The sequence below is a fragment of the Qipengyuania zhejiangensis genome, assembly GCF_035607565.1.
GTDB classification, from domain to species: Bacteria; Pseudomonadota; Alphaproteobacteria; order Sphingomonadales; family Sphingomonadaceae; genus Qipengyuania; species Qipengyuania zhejiangensis.
Map to the genome: position 1 here is coordinate 373,268 of NZ_JAYKGO010000001.1, position 15,135 is coordinate 388,402.

13 protein-coding genes are annotated in these 15,135 nt (G+C 62.4%); 10 read left to right on the forward strand and 3 right to left on the reverse strand.

Annotation, left to right across the window (positions count from 1 at the left end):
* Positions 1–37 precede the first annotated feature (37 nt).
* Positions 38–3,067: a TonB-dependent receptor gene (locus tag VR863_RS01755; RefSeq protein ID WP_324826712.1), complete on the reverse strand. Its 3,030-nt coding sequence runs from the start codon at positions 3,065–3,067 to the stop codon at positions 38–40.
* A gap of 233 nt (positions 3,068–3,300) precedes the next feature.
* Between VR863_RS01755 and VR863_RS01760 the strand changes: the two genes are divergently transcribed.
* The 6 genes from VR863_RS01760 to VR863_RS01785 all read left to right on the forward strand — a co-directional run bounded on the left by VR863_RS01760 (position 3,301) and on the right by VR863_RS01785 (position 8,637).
* Positions 3,301–3,891 (forward strand): flavin reductase family protein, encoded by a 591-nt coding sequence (locus tag VR863_RS01760; RefSeq protein ID WP_324826713.1) that lies wholly within the window; start codon positions 3,301–3,303, stop codon positions 3,889–3,891.
* A gap of 57 nt (positions 3,892–3,948) precedes the next feature.
* Positions 3,949–4,926: an NAD(P)H-dependent flavin oxidoreductase gene (locus VR863_RS01765; RefSeq protein ID WP_324826714.1), complete on the forward strand. Its 978-nt coding sequence runs from the start codon at positions 3,949–3,951 to the stop codon at positions 4,924–4,926.
* Between the two features lie 13 nt (positions 4,927–4,939).
* On the forward strand, positions 4,940–6,082 hold the full coding sequence (locus tag VR863_RS01770) for an acyl-CoA dehydrogenase family protein (protein WP_324826715.1): 1,143 nt from the start codon (positions 4,940–4,942) through the stop codon (positions 6,080–6,082).
* 10 nt (positions 6,083–6,092) lie between these two features.
* Positions 6,093–6,830, forward strand: coding sequence for an SDR family NAD(P)-dependent oxidoreductase (locus tag VR863_RS01775; RefSeq protein ID WP_324826716.1), 738 nt, complete (start codon positions 6,093–6,095; stop codon positions 6,828–6,830).
* Between the two features lie 11 nt (positions 6,831–6,841).
* The gene (locus VR863_RS01780) at positions 6,842–7,864 is read left to right on the forward strand and encodes an aldo/keto reductase (protein ID WP_324826717.1); all 1,023 of its coding nucleotides are present in this window, start codon (positions 6,842–6,844) and stop codon (positions 7,862–7,864) included.
* Between the two features lie 98 nt (positions 7,865–7,962).
* Complete coding sequence (locus VR863_RS01785) at positions 7,963–8,637, forward strand: response regulator transcription factor (protein WP_324826718.1); 675 nt, start codon at positions 7,963–7,965, stop codon at positions 8,635–8,637.
* Positions 8,638–8,699: 62 nt separating this feature from the next.
* Here VR863_RS01785 and VR863_RS01790 read toward each other — a convergent pair whose 3' ends face one another.
* Together VR863_RS01790 and VR863_RS01795 are read right to left on the reverse strand one after the other, a co-directional pair.
* Positions 8,700–11,423, reverse strand: a complete 2,724-nt coding sequence (locus VR863_RS01790; protein WP_324826719.1) for a TonB-dependent receptor domain-containing protein — start codon at positions 11,421–11,423, stop codon at positions 8,700–8,702.
* A 119-nt stretch (positions 11,424–11,542) separates the two neighbouring features.
* Positions 11,543–13,114 (reverse strand): beta-helix domain-containing protein, encoded by a 1,572-nt coding sequence (locus VR863_RS01795; RefSeq protein ID WP_324826720.1) that lies wholly within the window; start codon positions 13,112–13,114, stop codon positions 11,543–11,545.
* A 246-nt stretch (positions 13,115–13,360) separates the two neighbouring features.
* On the opposite strand from VR863_RS01795, the gene VR863_RS01800 reads away from it, so the two are divergent.
* From VR863_RS01800 to VR863_RS01815, 4 genes are all read left to right on the forward strand, one after another.
* A complete protein-coding gene (locus VR863_RS01800) occupies positions 13,361–13,744 on the forward strand; it encodes a hypothetical protein (RefSeq protein WP_324826721.1) in 384 nt (127 codons plus the stop codon).
* Positions 13,745–13,904: 160 nt separating this feature from the next.
* Complete coding sequence (locus VR863_RS01805; RefSeq protein WP_324826722.1) at positions 13,905–14,534, forward strand: lytic transglycosylase domain-containing protein; 630 nt, start codon at positions 13,905–13,907, stop codon at positions 14,532–14,534.
* A 4-nt stretch (positions 14,535–14,538) separates the two neighbouring features.
* Complete coding sequence (locus tag VR863_RS01810) at positions 14,539–14,841, forward strand: TrbC/VirB2 family protein (RefSeq protein ID WP_434784953.1); 303 nt, start codon at positions 14,539–14,541, stop codon at positions 14,839–14,841.
* Positions 14,842–14,843: 2 nt separating this feature from the next.
* Positions 14,844–15,128, forward strand: coding sequence for a VirB3 family type IV secretion system protein (locus tag VR863_RS01815; RefSeq protein WP_324826723.1), 285 nt, complete (start codon positions 14,844–14,846; stop codon positions 15,126–15,128).
* The last annotated feature ends 7 nt before the right edge of the window (positions 15,129–15,135 follow it).

The following is a 15,135-nucleotide window of genomic DNA, read 5'->3' on the forward strand; positions in this document are numbered from 1 at the left end:
GTTCAACCGGTGGAGGGCACGAAGCCTTCCTTCCCGATTACCAGGTGAAGCGCACCCCGCCTGCATAACGGGCATAACCCGGTGCAGCGAAGAACGTGGTCTGGTCGTTCCGCATGTGGCCGCGGCGATCTTCGTTCAGGATGTTGATCCCTTCGACGAACACCGAGATGCCGTTGTTGAACTCGAAGCTCGCGCTGGCGTCGAACTGGCCATAGGCCTCGACGTAGAACGGATCGAGACCGAAGCCCGAGAGGAACTCGTCGCGCCAGTTGTAGGCGACACGAGCCTGCAGCGGACCCTTGTCATAGAACAGCACCGCGTTGGCACTGTCGCTGACGCCGGTCACCGCGAACTGCGTTTCGGTGTAACGCAGCGCGTTGTCGTACGACGTGTCGCTGTCCACCATTGTGTAGTTCAGGATGACGCCGAAGCCGGTGTCCCAGAAGTTGTTCTGAATGGCGAATTCAAAGCCGTCGAGCGTGGCTGTCTGGTCGCTGTTGCCCGGCTGGCCGAGGGTGAAGAACACCGCAGGGTCACCCGTTACGCCGAGGATACCGGTAGCAACCTGGTTTCCGCCAGCGTCGGTGGTGTAATACACCGCGTCCGGATAGTTGGTTTCGACGTAGTTCACGACATCCGAGAACGGTGCGTTGGCACCGACCGCGTTGACCGCTTCACGGTAGATCGCGCCCTGACCGGGGTTGACCAGCCCGAACGCCGGGCTCTGCGTGGTGGTGGTGCCGATGAAGTTGCTCACGCTCTTGCGGAAGTAACCGACCGAAATGTAGCTCGCCGGGCCGTAATACCACTCCGCCGACACGTCGATGTTCTTCGACTTGTAGGGGAGCAGGCCAGGGTTGCCCGCACCACCGGTGCTGCCGCCGTCCGGACGGATCGGCGATGCAACGGTCAGGCCGCCCTGCAGGTTGTTGTAGGTCGGGCGGGTGATCGTGTGGCTGTACGATGCGCGAACCACAACGTCCTGGACAGGCGAGAAGTCGAGATCGACTGCCGGAAGCCAGTTGTCGTAGCTGCCCTTCAGGGTGGTGTAGGTGGAATCGCTCAGGTCGTCATCGATGATGGCGACTTCGTTGTACGAAATGATCGCGGTGCCCGAGGGGACCGGAACAAGTGCCGAGCTGCTGATGTCGGTCGCTTCGTAACGCAGGCCGAGGCGAAGGTGTGCCTCGTCTGCACCCACGTCGAACGTGTGGAGCGACTGGACATACGGAGCGATGGTCTTTTCGCGGATGCGACGGTCGACCGAGAATTCGGCAAGACAGCCTTCACCGGTCGGCGTACCGACCCACGGCGAAGTACAGATGCCGACGGCCGAATTCAGGACGTCGATCAGGCCCACCGTGTCGACACGGAAGTAGTTGGCGATGATCGAGGGATCCTGAGAACCGCTCATTCCAGCGAGGTCCGTCGGGAGGTCGGTGAGCGTGTACAGGCCATCGGGCGTGTCTTCCGCACTCAGCGTGCCGCCCCAGCTGTCGGTCTGGAGGAAGCCGTAAGCCGAACGCACCTTGTTGTCGGTGTAGGTCGCGCCGAAATCGAGGCTTTCGATGAAGCCCGCGTCGAAATCCTTGCTGCCACGCAGCGCGACTTCGTTGATGCGGTCCTTCATGTAGGCGTTGCGGAAGGCGTTGCCTGCCGGACGGATGTTCGACGCGTCGATTTCCGAACCCGGATACATGTCGACCGAAATCACCGGCATGTCGGTGGTGAAGTCGACGCTCTGGTTCTGAACACCGAAGATCGCGCTGCCGACAGCGATGTTGCTGCCATAGGGCGAGGTCGGCTTGGATGTTGCGGTCGAATGGTGCGCGTCGAGCACGAAGGTCATGCCCGCAGGGCCGTTCCATTCGAGGTTGCCGCCGATCGAGTGGTTCACGTTGCGGTTGGCTGCAACCGCACCGGTAATTGCCAGATCCTTGCCGGGGCCGAAGCTTTCCGCGTAGAAATTCGGGCCTGCTGCCGGGCCGTCGGTCCAGCTGCTGCTGGTCTGGTCGTGGTTGAACCATACGCCGATGCTGCTGGTGCGCGCCTCGAGAGTGTTCTGCGAGAACGTGTAATCCAGCGTCGCCGTGAGCGAGTCTGCCGGGCGAAGCTGCAGGACGGCCTGGCCGTTGAAGCGTTCGCGATCGATGTCGGTAAAGTCGTAACCGGCATTCTGGGTGACCTGATACACGGTGTTTTCATCCGGACGGTTTTCCGTCCGGCTGAAGTTTCCGCGCCAGTCGTTTTCGTCGACGGGCAGCGAACCCCAGTTGTTTTCGTTGCCGAGGTAGCCTTCACGCCAGCCGGCGTTGAACTGGGCCAGGCTAGCCTTGCGGCGCTGGTACGAACCGCTCAGCAGCACGCCGATGGAGTCGTCGGCAAAGGTCTTGCTGACGATGCCCGAAACTTCCGGGGTGATTTCGGTGTCGTCGAACGTGTGGTCGATCACACCCTTTACGCCGATGCTGCCCTGGAAACCGGGGCGATCGAGCGGGCGGGGGGTCTTGATGTTGATGACCGAGCCGATGCCGCCGGTGGGAAGCGATGCGCGGCCCGACTTGTACACTTCGACGCCGGCGATGCCTTCGGAAGCGAGGTTGGCGAAATCGAAGCTGCGCGAAGCGGGCGCTTCGCAGCACGAGCCGAGGCCCGACGCCGGCATCTGGCGGCCGTTGAGAAGGACCAGGTTGAAGTCGGGGCCGAAACCGCGAACCGTGACCGTCGAACCTTCGCCGCTCTGGCGGTCGATCGACACACCGGTGATGCGCTGCAGCGATTCAGCCAAGTTGGTGTCGGGGAACTTGCCGATGTCTTCGGCGGAAATCGCATCAACGACGCCGACGGCGCCGCGCTTGATGTTCATGGCGTCACGCAGCGAGGCGCGGATACCCGAAACGACGATCACGTTGCCATCGTCGGTGACGACTGCGGTGTCTTCGTCGCTGGTTTCCATGGCCGCTTCGTTGGCTTCCTGAGCCATGGCCGCGGAGGCCGTGGCGCCGAGCGCCAGTACCGATGCGCCTGCCATAAAGCTGACGAGCGAGGGCTTGCCCTTCCAATTCATTCCGATTCTCCTCCCAAAACCATGCATTTAGCACGCGTGGCATTCCAATTGTGAACGTTCACCTATTTGATAACGTTCACTTCGTCAATCGCGCGCCCGCCTTTTGGCCCGGTGGTGTGACGGTTGTTGCATTTGTGTTGCAATTTTGCAGCCCTTCTCACCTTCGTGCGATCTTGCGTGGCGGAACAGTCTTTCCATTGCGGTGTGCGCCAAGCCCGACTAGCGAAGCGGCGATGTATGATGCCCAGGCCTTCCGCGATGCGCTCGGTTCCTTTGTCACCGGTGTGACCATCGTGACCGCGCGCGATGCGGAAGGAAACCCGTTCGGGCTGACCGCCAACAGCTTCAATTCGGTCAGCCTCGATCCGCCGATGGTGTTGTGGAGCCTGTCGCTCCAGTCGGGCACCTTGCCGGTGTTTCGCGATGCGGAAAGCTGGGCTGTCCATGTTCTTGCTGCAGACCAGCAGGCCATGTCCGATCGCTTCGCCCGGGCAGGCGAGGACAAGTTCGCCGGGCTGGATGTTGAAGATGGACCGGAAGGCGCCCCCAGGATCGCGGGTTACGCGGCGCGATTCGGATGCCGCGCGCGGTTCGAATATGAAGGCGGGGACCATGCGATCTTCCTTGGCGAAGTGGTCGATTTCGACCGGCGCGAGGTGGAACCACTGATTTACCATTCGGGCCGGTATGGGCGGGTGATGGCCGCGCCCACCGGTGACAACCTCGAACGCGAAGGGCTTGCCCAGCGCAGCAATGGCGCGCTTGCCCTTACGGCACGCGGGAACGAACTGCTCGCCGCGCTGGAAGCTCTCGCGAAGCGCTAGACTCGCGCGGCTTGCCCCGATACCGGTTGCGAAAAGCAACTGTGGAGGGAAGAGCCCATGAAGACGCGCATCACCGAAATGTTCGGCATCGAACATCCGATCATCCAGGGCGGCATGCACTATGTCGGCTTCGCCGAAATGGCGGCGGCGGTTTCCAACGCCGGCGGACTGGGCGTGATTACCGCGCTGACATTGGGCACACCCGAAAAGCTCGCCAATGAAATCGCGCGCTGCAAGGACATGACCGACAAGCCGTTCGGCGTGAACCTGACATTCCTTCCGACCGTCAACGCCCCTGATTATCCGGGCCTCGTCCGTGTCATCATCGAAGGCGGGGTCAAGGCGGTCGAAACTGCCGGCAACAATCCGGTCCAGGTGCTGCCTTTCTTCAAGGATGCCGGCGTCAAGGTGATCCACAAGTGCACCAGCGTGCGGCACAGCCTGAAGGCCCAGTCGATCGGCTGCGATGCGGTATCGGTCGACGGTTTCGAATGCGGCGGCCACCCCGGCGAAGACGACGTGCCTAACATGATCCTGTTGCCGCGCGCGGCCGACGAACTGGAAATTCCGTTCGTTGCCAGCGGCGGCCAGGCCGATGCGCGCAGCCTGGTGGCGTCGCTCGCGATGGGTGCCGACGGCATCAACATGGGAACGCGCTTCATCGCCACCAAGGAAGCGCCGGTGCACGAAAACGTGAAGAAGGCGATCGTTGCGGCCAGCGAACTCGACACGCGGCTGGTCATGCGCCCGCTTCGCAACACCGAACGCGTGATGACCAACGATGCGGTCGAACGCCTGCTGGAAAAGGAACGCAAGCTGGGCGCGGACCTGAAATTTGAAGATATCATCGAAGAGGTCGCAGGCGTCTATCCGCGTATCATGACGCAAGGCGACATGGACGCCGGTGCTTGGTCGTGCGGCATGGTCGCGGGCCTCATCAACGACATTCCGACGTGCAAGGAATTGATCGACCGGATCATGAGCGAAGCGGATGCCATCATCCGCCAGCGACTGAACGGCTTCCTGGACGACTGAGGACACAACCACCATGCTCAACATCGCCAAACGCACCGCGTATAACGACGACCACGAGGCTTTTCGCGACACGGTTCGCAAGGTCTTTGCCGAACACATGACACCGTTCCTCGACAAGCACGAGGAGGAGGGCATCGTGGGGCGCGAGGCGTGGAAGGCGCTGGGCGATGCGGGAATGCTGTGTCCGACCGTTGCCGAAGAGAATGGCGGCCTGGGGCTCGATTTCGGGTTCAACTGCATTATCGCGGAAGAACTGTCCTACCTTGGGTCGTCGGCCGGCTTCACCCTGCAGAACGACATCACGGTGAATTATTTCGAGCGGCTGGGCACGGACGAACAGAAGGCAAAATACCTTCCGGGAATGGTCAGCGGGGATGTCATAACCGCCATCGCCATGACCGAACCGGGGGCCGGATCGGACCTTCAGGGCGTTCGCACCACTGCGGTGATGGATGGTGACGAATGGGTCATCAACGGATCGAAGACCTACATCACCAACGGCCAGAACGCCGATTGCGTGATCGTGGTCTGCAAGACCGATCCGAGCCAGGGTGCCAAGGGCACCAGCCTGATCCTCGTCGATGCAGGCACGCCGGGCTTCGAGCGCGGGCGCAATCTCGACAAGATCGGCCAGCACGCCGCCGATACGTCCGAACTTTTCTTCAACGACTGCCGTGTCCCGCGCGACAATCTGCTGGGCAGCGAAGGCCGCGGATTTATCCACCTGATGGAAGAACTGCCGCAGGAACGCCTGTCGATCGCAGTCGGCGCGCAGGCCGGTGCACAGCGGGCGTTCGATGAAGCGGTCAAATTCACCAAGGACCGCAAGGCGTTCGGGCGCACGGTGTTCGAATTCCAGAACACCAAATTCGTCCTGGCCGATCTGTCGGCCAAATTGCAGGTCGGCTGGGCGCATCTCGACTGGGCGATCAAGCGGCATCTTGCCGGTGAACTGACAACCGATGAAGCAAGCGCCGCCAAACTGTGGCATACCGAATTGCAGTGGGAATGCTGCGACAAGTCGTTGCAGCTTCACGGCGGCGCCGGTTACATGAACGAATATCCCATCGCCCGCCTGTGGCGCGATGCGCGTGTACAGCGAATTTATGGCGGCACGAACGAGATCATGAAGGAAGTCGTCAGTCGCGCCATCTGAGGAGACCGATTTGGAAAATCCGCTCGACTATTCGAACAAGACCGTGCTCGTGGTCGGCGGGACAAGCGGGATCGGCAACGGCATAGCGCAGGCCTTTCGGGCGCAAGGGGCCACGGTCCATGTCACGGGCACCCGCGCTTCGGTCGATGATTACAGCGAAGACCAGGGCAGCGACCTTTCCGGCCTGACCTTCCATTCGCTGGACGTTTCCAATCATGACCGGGTGGCCGCGTTCGCGGTGCCCGATCCGCTGGATGTCGTCGTCCTGTGCCAGGGCACGGTCCGGTATCGCCGCGAAGAGTTCGACCGGCCGGGCTGGGACGCGGTAATCCACGTGAATCTGAATTCGCTGATGGACTGCGCGCGCACGGTGCACCCGCACCTGTCGCAGCGGTCCGGCTCGCTCATCATCGTAAGCTCTGTCGGCGCCTACCACGCAATGATCGGTAATCCGGCCTACGCAGCAAGCAAGGCCGGGGCGGTCAGCCTGGTGGGATCGCTGGCGCAGGCCTGGGCACCCGAAGGCATCCGGGTAAACGGCATTGCGCCCGGCCTCGTGCCGACAAAACTGACCAAGGTGACGACCGGGAACAAGGCACGCGCTGCCGGGGCCATTTCGAGAATCCCTGCCGGTCGCATGGGCACGCCGCAGGATATGGCCGGGGCAGCGCTGTTCCTCGCGTCGCCGCTGGCGAGTTACATCGTGGGGCAAACGATCCGCGTCGACGGCGGCATGACGCTCTCCTGAGGAGACAGGTAATGGATTACGTCAATCTGGGCCCTTCGGGTCTCAAGGTATCGCGCCTCTGCCTGGGGTGCATGAGCTATGGCGATACCAGCCGTGGCTGGCATGGGGACTGGGTCTTGTCGCAGGAAGAAAGCCGTCCGTTTATCCGTGAGGCGGTGGACGCGGGCATCAACTTTTTCGACACGGCCAACATGTATTCGATGGGCGCGTCCGAAGAGGTCATGGGCAAGCTGCTGCCCGAATTCGCCAAGCGGGACGAAATCGTGCTCGCGACCAAGGCCTTTCTCCCCTGGCGCCAAGCGCCCAACACGGGCGGCAATTCGCGCAAGAGCCTGTTTCAGGCGATCGATGACAGCCTGTCGCGGCTGAACATGGATTATGTCGACCTGTTCCAGATACACCGATGGGACGAAACCACGCCTGTCGAAGAAACGATGGAGGCGCTGCACGACATCGTGAAGGCCGGCAAGGCGCGGTATATCGGCGCGTCCAGCATGGCTGCCTGGCAATTCGCCAAGGCACAGGAAGTGGCCCGCACGCGCGGGTGGACCCCGTTCATATCCATGCAGAACCACGTGAACCTGCTCTACCGCGAGGAAGAGCGCGAAATGATCCCGCTGTGCAACGATCAGGGCGTGGGCATCATCCCGTGGAGCCCGCTGGCGCGCGGGAAACTGGCACGCGCTTGGGACGAAAGCACCGTCCGCAGTGAAACCGATGGCTTCGGCAAGCTGCTCTACCGTCAGAACGAGGATGCGGATCGCCAGGTGATCGATGCGGTCGGCACGATTGCGGGCTCCCGCGGTGTATCGCGGGCAACCGTCGCGCTGGGCTGGCATTTCGCCAAGGGCATCACCGCGCCGATCATCGGCGCGACGAAGGAAGGCCATATCGCCGCGGCGGTCGCCGCGATGGATCTGGATCTTGCACAGGACGAAGTGGCGAGCCTCGAGGCGCCGTACCTGCCCAAGAACCCGGTAGGCGTTGCATCGACCGCGCCGCGCAATTGGAGCCTGTCCACAAACGGCGAATAAATCGCCGAGTTTGGACAAAGTGTTACAATCCTGAAATTCCGGTCACATGCCGGTCATATCAGCGCGCCACGCCACCCTGAACAGGGTGGGAAAAACGCATGAACGCCATCAATATCTTCCTGACCGACGCGCTCGGGGAAGAAGCGGAAGACTTTACGCACGGCGAAACACGGTATGCGTTCGCGCGGCTATTTCCCGATGGCCCGCACCGCGTGATCGAAGGGCCGGTCTATATTTTCGTCGACTGGGTGATGGACGAGCTGTCGGGATTGGAAATGTGCCGCCGGCTTCGCGCCGACAGCCGCACGCAGGATGCCCACATCACCATCGTGCTCGACGATGACGATCCGCAGAACAAACGCCGTGCGCTGCGTGCCGGGGCCGACGATTACATGATCGGACCGGTCATGCGTTCGGCCCTGCTGGACCGGGTAATGGTTCTGCAGGCGGGGAGTGGCCAGACCGCCGTGTCGGACATCCACGTTCTTGGCGACCTGACGATCGACGCGGCGGCCCTGCGCGCGCGCTGGGCGGGGGAGCCGCTCGATCTGCGGCCGAACGAATTTCGCCTGCTGCGGTTCTTCGCCCAGAATCCCGACCGCGTGCTTACGCGCGCCGCGCTCATCGCCGCGCTGGGCAAGCAGGAGCCGCCAATTGACGAACGCACTGTCGATGTCTGGATCGGCCGCCTTCGCAGCGCCATGCGCCATGCCGGGTCCGGCGACCGTGTCCGCACGGTCCGGTTCCTCGGCTACGTTTACGATTCGCATTGACGTTTGCTGTCGGGGGGTATCTCCCGGCGCAGTGCGCCGGGAGATAGAGGCTTTCGGCAGGCTCAGAATTCTGCCGAGAGTGATACGCTGAAGCTGCGCCCCACATCGTAGCTGTTGATGTCGATCCGGTTGGTGCCGTTGGTCTGGTATTCTTGGTATCCACGGCCCGTGATGTTGCGCGCTTCCAGTTTCAGCTCCAAATCCGCGCCAGCCATTTCGAAGCCCTGACGAACAACGAAGTCGAGCCTAAGGCCCGGGTCTTCGAGAATGTCGGGCAACGATCCTGTTCCGCGGCTGGTCACGCGTTCGCTGGAATAACTGACCAGGAAAGTCGCCTGGCTCAGCCGGTCGAGGTCTTCCAGGCCCAGCTGCAGATTGACCAGGTGGTCGGACTGACCCGTCAGCGGAACGCCATCGCGGAAATAATTGGTGGCGGGCTGCGGGGCTGACGGGAACACCAGCGCCACGTCGCTTGCCGTCACCTGCAGTTCGGACTGGGTATAGGTGTAGTTGGCGATCGCCACGAACCGCTTGCTCTCCCACCAGTCGCCCAGCGAATAGAGGTCCTTGTTCCACTGCAGCTCCAGTTCGGTGCCGTAGAGGGTTGCGGAAGGCGCGTTGGCGAAGCCGCTGATCCGTTCGTTGTCCGAAAAACTGGAGAAGACTTCGATCGGGCGTTCAATGTCCTTGTAGAAGCCCGCGATACTCAGGCGGCTGCCCGATCCCCAGTAATATTCCAGTCGTGCTTCGTAATTGGTCAGTTCGCTGTCGACCAGTTGCGGGTTGCCGTTGAACTGCCGGTTGGTTTCCGGATCGAAATAGGTCTGGAATATCAGTTCGCGGAATTGCGGGCGGGCGATGGTGCGCGATGCGTTGACGCGGGCCTGGAAGTTGTCCGTGATTTCCCACGTCAGCGTGGCTGCCGGCAGGAAATAGTCGTTGGCGATCAGGGTCGTGTTGGCCGATCCGCTTGGCAGCCCGTCGAGGCCGAGCGGGATGACCTGCTGCAACGCGTCTTCGTATCGCACACCCAGATCGAGCGAGACCGGTTCGACCGGTTGCGCGCGGGCCTGGATATAACCCGCCTTGATTTCCAGCCCGGCTTCAAACGCCGGGTCGGACCCGGTGGTGTCGAAGATCGTGTAGCTGAAGGGGCCGATACCGGCTGCGTCCTGCGCTTCGCGATCATAACCCAGTTCGATCAGCGCATCGCCCAGCAGATTGTCCGGCCGGAAGGCGCCGAAAACATCGGGATAATCGCCCTGCGCGCGGATATCGAATTCGCGGCGCTGCGAAAGACGCTGGGTGTCGGTGTATGCGCCGCCCACCGTGAGGCCGAGCCAGTCGGCGAGCTGATAACTCACATCCAGACCGCCGTAATACAGGTCTTCGGTCAGGTCCGAGAATGCGACGATGGCCCCGCCACGCTGCGGATCGAGCGTGTTGAGGAAAACATCGCCAAGCGGATCGTTGGCGTTGTTGGAACGGGTGTAGCGGAACGTCCATTCGTAAGGGGCTTCGCGCTGCGTCTGGGCGTAACCGGCGCGAAGGTCGATGGACAGATCGGCAAATTTCAGTTCGCCGGTGAACTGTGTGTCGAACAGCTGGCGCTCGAACCATGCGGTGTTCTGCGTCAGATCGGTATCGTCGTTCTGGAAATCCTCGCTCTGTTCGAGCGAGGCGCGTTTCAGCGAATCGCGAATGAACAGATTGGTGAGGCGAAAGCGATGTTCGCCAACCTCGAGTCCGAAACCGAGCATCGTGTTCACGAGGATGCGGTTGTCGGTCACGAATTCGCGCGCATCACTGTCGAGGTCGAGGTCCTGGTTCACCGCCGTTTGCGACGTGATGTAGCGGTTGCGCCACTTGTTGCTGATCGACGCCGTGGCAATCACGCCGAAGCGCCCGTCGCCGAACACGTCGAAACTGGTGCCGGCGGTAATCCCGCCCGAAAGATTGAGCGGCAATTCGTCGATCTGCTGCAACAGGATCAGGTTGGGATCGCCCAGTTCGAGCAGGATGGCCCGCTGGTCCACGTCGGGGTCTTCGATCGACAGCCCGCTGTCGAGATAGCTCTGAAGCGCGGGGCGCACGGTGCGGCGGCCATCGTCGAACCCGAACCAGTCGTAGCTGGAACCATAATATGTATAGCCGCGACCGCCGGTGGTTTCACCATCGCCGCTGGCGCCCACGCTGACCTTGACGAAGCTTTCATCGGGCACGGCGCGGGTGGTCAGATTGATCACGCCGCCGCCGAATTCGCCGGGGAAGTTGGCCGAATAGGTCTTCTGCACCAGGCTCGATGCGATGACGCTGGTCGGGAAAATGTCGAGCGGGACCACACGGCTGAGCGGCTGGGGGGATGGCAGCGGCAGCCCGTTCAGTAGGGCGAGCGAGTAGCGATCGCCAAGCCCGCGCACATAGACCAGGCCATTACCCACGGTGGACAGGCCCGTGACCCGCGTGAGTGCGCCGGCGATGTCGCCTTCACCGGTTCGTGCAATGCTTGCGGTGTCGAGCACCGAGACCACCTGGCTCGACGCGCGGCCCACATCCTGCCGGCGCCGACCGGTGACGACGATGGCACCGCCGGGAACCGAAACCTCGGTCTCCTCGAACTCTTCTTCGGTCTCGGCCACGGGTTCGACAGCGGCAACGTCGGCATCGTCGGCCGGTTCGTTCTGGATGGCTGTGTCCGGTGCGGCCTCCTGTGCCAGCAGCTGGCCGGGCAAGCAGAGCGCGGTGGTGAGCAGGAGCAGCGCGGAAACCCGCTTGCTGGTCGACATGGTACGAGACCCCCTTATGTCCAGGTCTTTGATCTGGCGGGGCTACGCGGCCCCGATGGCATGCAAAAAAGTGGCCGCGGGACACGCGCTTCATGCGCGCCCCGCGGCCATTGTCCGGATTAGTTGTAGACCGGCAGGCTGGTGCAGTTGGAAACCGCGCTGTCGAACGACACGGTTGCCGAATTGCAGGTCCATCCGTTCACCCAGGTGCGGTTCGCTGCGAACACGGCACCGATTTCACCGGGAACTTCGAAGAAGCTCGAAAGGGCGGTGGGATCGAAGACCACGACGCCGCTTTCGTTGCTGCCGTTGACGAAGGTCATGGTCAGCGTGTTGGTGAAATTGGCGTTGTTGTTCGAACCCGCATCGTAGCGTGCCTGGATCGCAGCGGCTGTCACACCGCCCGAACTGTCACGGAAGTCGGTGGCGCAATCGAGCACGAAGGAATTGAACGCCACCGGACCCGATTCATCGTTTGCACCGGCCGCCCGATCGAGCGTCTCGGTACCGTCGATGCGCAGGCACGGCGTGCCGCCGCTGCGGTCGAACAGCAGCGAATTGACGATCGTGTAATCGGCAAAGCCGCGGATGCGGATGGCCTGATCGCCAACGCCGCTGTCGGCGATGAAGGTCGCGTTCGAAATCCGGGTGTTCTGGCGCGGGGTCTGTTCCTCGAGACCGTTGGTCGAATCGGCTTCGATGATGGTGTCTCCGGTGCCGGGGCGCTGGACGACGATCACGTACTGCATGTTCGACTTCACGCCGGTATCGGTGTCGAGGCCGTCATCCTCGGCGCCGACCACGATCAGGCGCTTGACGTTCACGTTGCCGCCGAAGAATTCGACGCCATCGTCCGAGCTGTTGTAGCTCATGATGTTTTCCAGCGTCGTGCCCGAACCGACGCCGCCGGTCGTCAGCGACTGCAGTTCGTTGTCGCCCGAAAGGACGAAGCCGGAATAGCGGATCTGGACGAACTTCATGCTGCCGGAACTGTCGTTCCCGGTCGCGCCGCCGAAGAGGGCGGGCTGGGCCGCGCCTTCGACCTGGCGTTCGCAGGCGGTGGTGCCCGGCGTTGCGCCCGGCGCGATGCAATCGGTTACCGGGGCCCGGCCCGAAAGGACGACGCCGCCCCACTGGCCCGACGAATTGCTGGTGTTCAGGCCCTGCACGTTGTCACGGCTGGTAAAGATGATCGGGCGGGCGGCGGTGCCGTTGGCCTGGATGGTGTTGCCGCGGTTGACGTTGAGGAAGCTGGAACCCGATGCGTACACGATCACGCCGGGTTCGATGGTCAGCTGCACATCGGTGTCGGCGCCGGTCGCGACGGGGCCGCCGTCGGTGCCCACGTCGACGCGGCCATCGATGCGGTAAACCAGCCCTTCGATGTAAGGCAGGGTCGAACTTGCCGCGATCCGCGCGGGCAGGGTGCACACGCGGTATTCGCCGGTCGGGCCCGAAATCGTACCGCTGTCGGTCAGGCCGGTCGGGTCGGAAATGGTCGGACACCCGGCTGCCGGGGTTACCAGCGACGTGGTCGGCGTGGGTGTCGGCGTTGGCGTGGCCGTAGGGCTGCCGGTGTTGTTGATGGTGATATTGCCGCCGGTGCCGGGCGAGACGATTTCGTCGGCACCGCAGCTGGCAAGGGCCAATGCGCTGCAGCCCAGGACGAGTGAACGATGAATAGTGGTCACGGGTAACGGTCCCCTCAAAAACCGGATGAATCGAAAGCGCGAATGTTTTGATCGCGATTCGCCAGCTAGGGGTGGTTCGTGACAGTTTTTGTCGCTTCATGACCGTTGTGTTGCAGTATCAACAGGAAGTTGCAGCACCGGCCGCGAAATCCGCAGATTGCAGTTTTGTGACAATGTTTCAGTTTTGTTGCAGTTCGCGGCCGCTGCGCGCAAAACTTCCCGTCACGAACTCATGGGAGAGATGTGATGGCACTGGTAACCACACTCGCACTGGCGCTGATGGCACAGGGTCCGACCAACGCGGTGGTCGAACCCGCAACCACGTTCGATGTCGGCTATGAAGAACTGGTCGCTGGCCAGGATCGCGCCGCTATCGAAGCAATCGAGAATTGCGATGGGCTGGCGCAGGACGATCCTGCACGGTTGATCAACCACGGCATTGCGCTTGCCCGGCTCGGCCGCTTCGATGAAGCGCGCACCGAACTGGAAGCCGCAGCCAATTCGCGCGAAAGCGTGGACCTTGAAACCGCCGAAGGCGACTGGGTTGATTCGCGCCGGCTGGCCCGCCGCGCGCTGGCCATGCTCGAAGCCGGCGATTTTTCGCGCTATTATGCGATGTCGATGCGCTGACAGTATCCGCCAGGCGGCGGTCTTGGTGGCCCGCGCACCCGCAATGGGGCGCGGGCCTTCCTGTATCTGGTCCACAGGATGTGAAGAAGGCCGTGGATATTCAGCTTTCTGTCACCTCCTTGTCATGTAGTATGCGCAGAGGGACCGGACGGAGGGTGCAATGATTCTCGCACGCTTGGCGCTCGGTATGGGATTGTCCTGTGCAGCGCTGATTGCTTTCCCCGCGAAAGCAGATGTCATGGAGATAGACGCTGACGGAGCGCGCTGGATTGCCGGTGCAGGGTCCGCGATGGCGGCTGCCCCGCTTGCACAGCCGCTGGCAGAAGCTGTCGGCGCAGTGCCGGATGGCCTGTTCGTGCCCGATATCGCCGTGGCCGATCCGCACACGCAGGCGCGGCTCGTCCCTGACCTCTACAAGGCCAAGGTTGCCGAACTTGCCGCCCGTTTCGATCTCAGCCCGGCTTTGATCGAAGCGATGGTGTGGCAGGAAAGCCGGTGGCGCGCCGGTGCGGTTTCGCCCGTCGGTGCGCGGGGCCTTGCGCAACTCATGCCCGGCACCGCGCGCGATCTTGGCGTCAATCCCGATGATCCCTTCGCCAATCTGGAAGGCGGCGCACGCTATTTGCGCGAACAGCTTGACCGGTTTGACGGCGATATCGAGCGCGCCCTTGCAGCTTACAATGCCGGCCCTGGCCGCGTAGAACGCGCTGGGGGCGTTCCACGCATCCGTGAAACGCAATTATACGTGGCAGCGATAATGGGTCGCCTGTCCGATCACTCTCGGGAGTAAATACTTGAGTCGCACATTCTCCATCGCCGCTGCGCTTGCGGCATTGACGGCCCCTTCCGCCGCTTTCGCACAGGTCGCCGATCCCGCCGGGTCTGGTCCGATTGTTTCGGCGCTGGGCTGGTTGCAGGGAACGCTGCTGGGCAATGTCGCCACCGCCGTGGCGGTCATGGCCGTTGCCGCCGTCGGTTTCATGATGTTGACCGGCCGCCTGAACTGGCGGTTCGGCGCAACCGTGATTATCGGTGTGTTCATCCTGTTCGGTGCCGCATCGATCGTGGCCGGCATTCAGGGCGTTTCGGCAGGCTGACGATGACCGGTCTCGTCCGCCATCCCGTGCACCGTGCGCTGACACGCCCGCAAATGTTTGCGGGCGTGACGTACAATTATTTCATCATCAACGGGATGGTGACGACGGAGATATTCCTGATCACCGGCAGTTGGCTGGCGCTGGTTGCCGCGGGCGTGATGCACGGCGTTGGGTACTTCGCCTGTCTGCGCGAACCGCGCATCTTCGACCTTTGGATCACCAAGGTTTCGAAGTGCCCGCGCGTCAAGAATTACAAACGCTGGGGCTGCAACAGCTATGCTGCCTGAGCGGGAA

Coding starts and splice junctions, on each gene's coding strand:
- VR863_RS01755 (WP_324826712.1), bottom strand. CDS start 3,067: ATGAATTGGAAGGGCAAGCCCTCGCTCGTCAGCTTTATGGCAGGCGCA.
- VR863_RS01760 (WP_324826713.1), top strand. CDS start 3,301: ATGTATGATGCCCAGGCCTTCCGCGATGCGCTCGGTTCCTTTGTCACC.
- VR863_RS01765 (WP_324826714.1), top strand. CDS start 3,949: ATGAAGACGCGCATCACCGAAATGTTCGGCATCGAACATCCGATCATC.
- VR863_RS01770 (WP_324826715.1), top strand. CDS start 4,940: ATGCTCAACATCGCCAAACGCACCGCGTATAACGACGACCACGAGGCT.
- VR863_RS01780 (WP_324826717.1), top strand. CDS start 6,842: ATGGATTACGTCAATCTGGGCCCTTCGGGTCTCAAGGTATCGCGCCTC.
- VR863_RS01785 (WP_324826718.1), top strand. CDS start 7,963: ATGAACGCCATCAATATCTTCCTGACCGACGCGCTCGGGGAAGAAGCG.
- VR863_RS01790 (WP_324826719.1), bottom strand. CDS start 11,423: ATGTCGACCAGCAAGCGGGTTTCCGCGCTGCTCCTGCTCACCACCGCG.
- VR863_RS01800 (WP_324826721.1), top strand. CDS start 13,361: ATGGCACTGGTAACCACACTCGCACTGGCGCTGATGGCACAGGGTCCG.
- VR863_RS01805 (WP_324826722.1), top strand. CDS start 13,905: ATGATTCTCGCACGCTTGGCGCTCGGTATGGGATTGTCCTGTGCAGCG.
- VR863_RS01815 (WP_324826723.1), top strand. CDS start 14,844: ATGACCGGTCTCGTCCGCCATCCCGTGCACCGTGCGCTGACACGCCCG.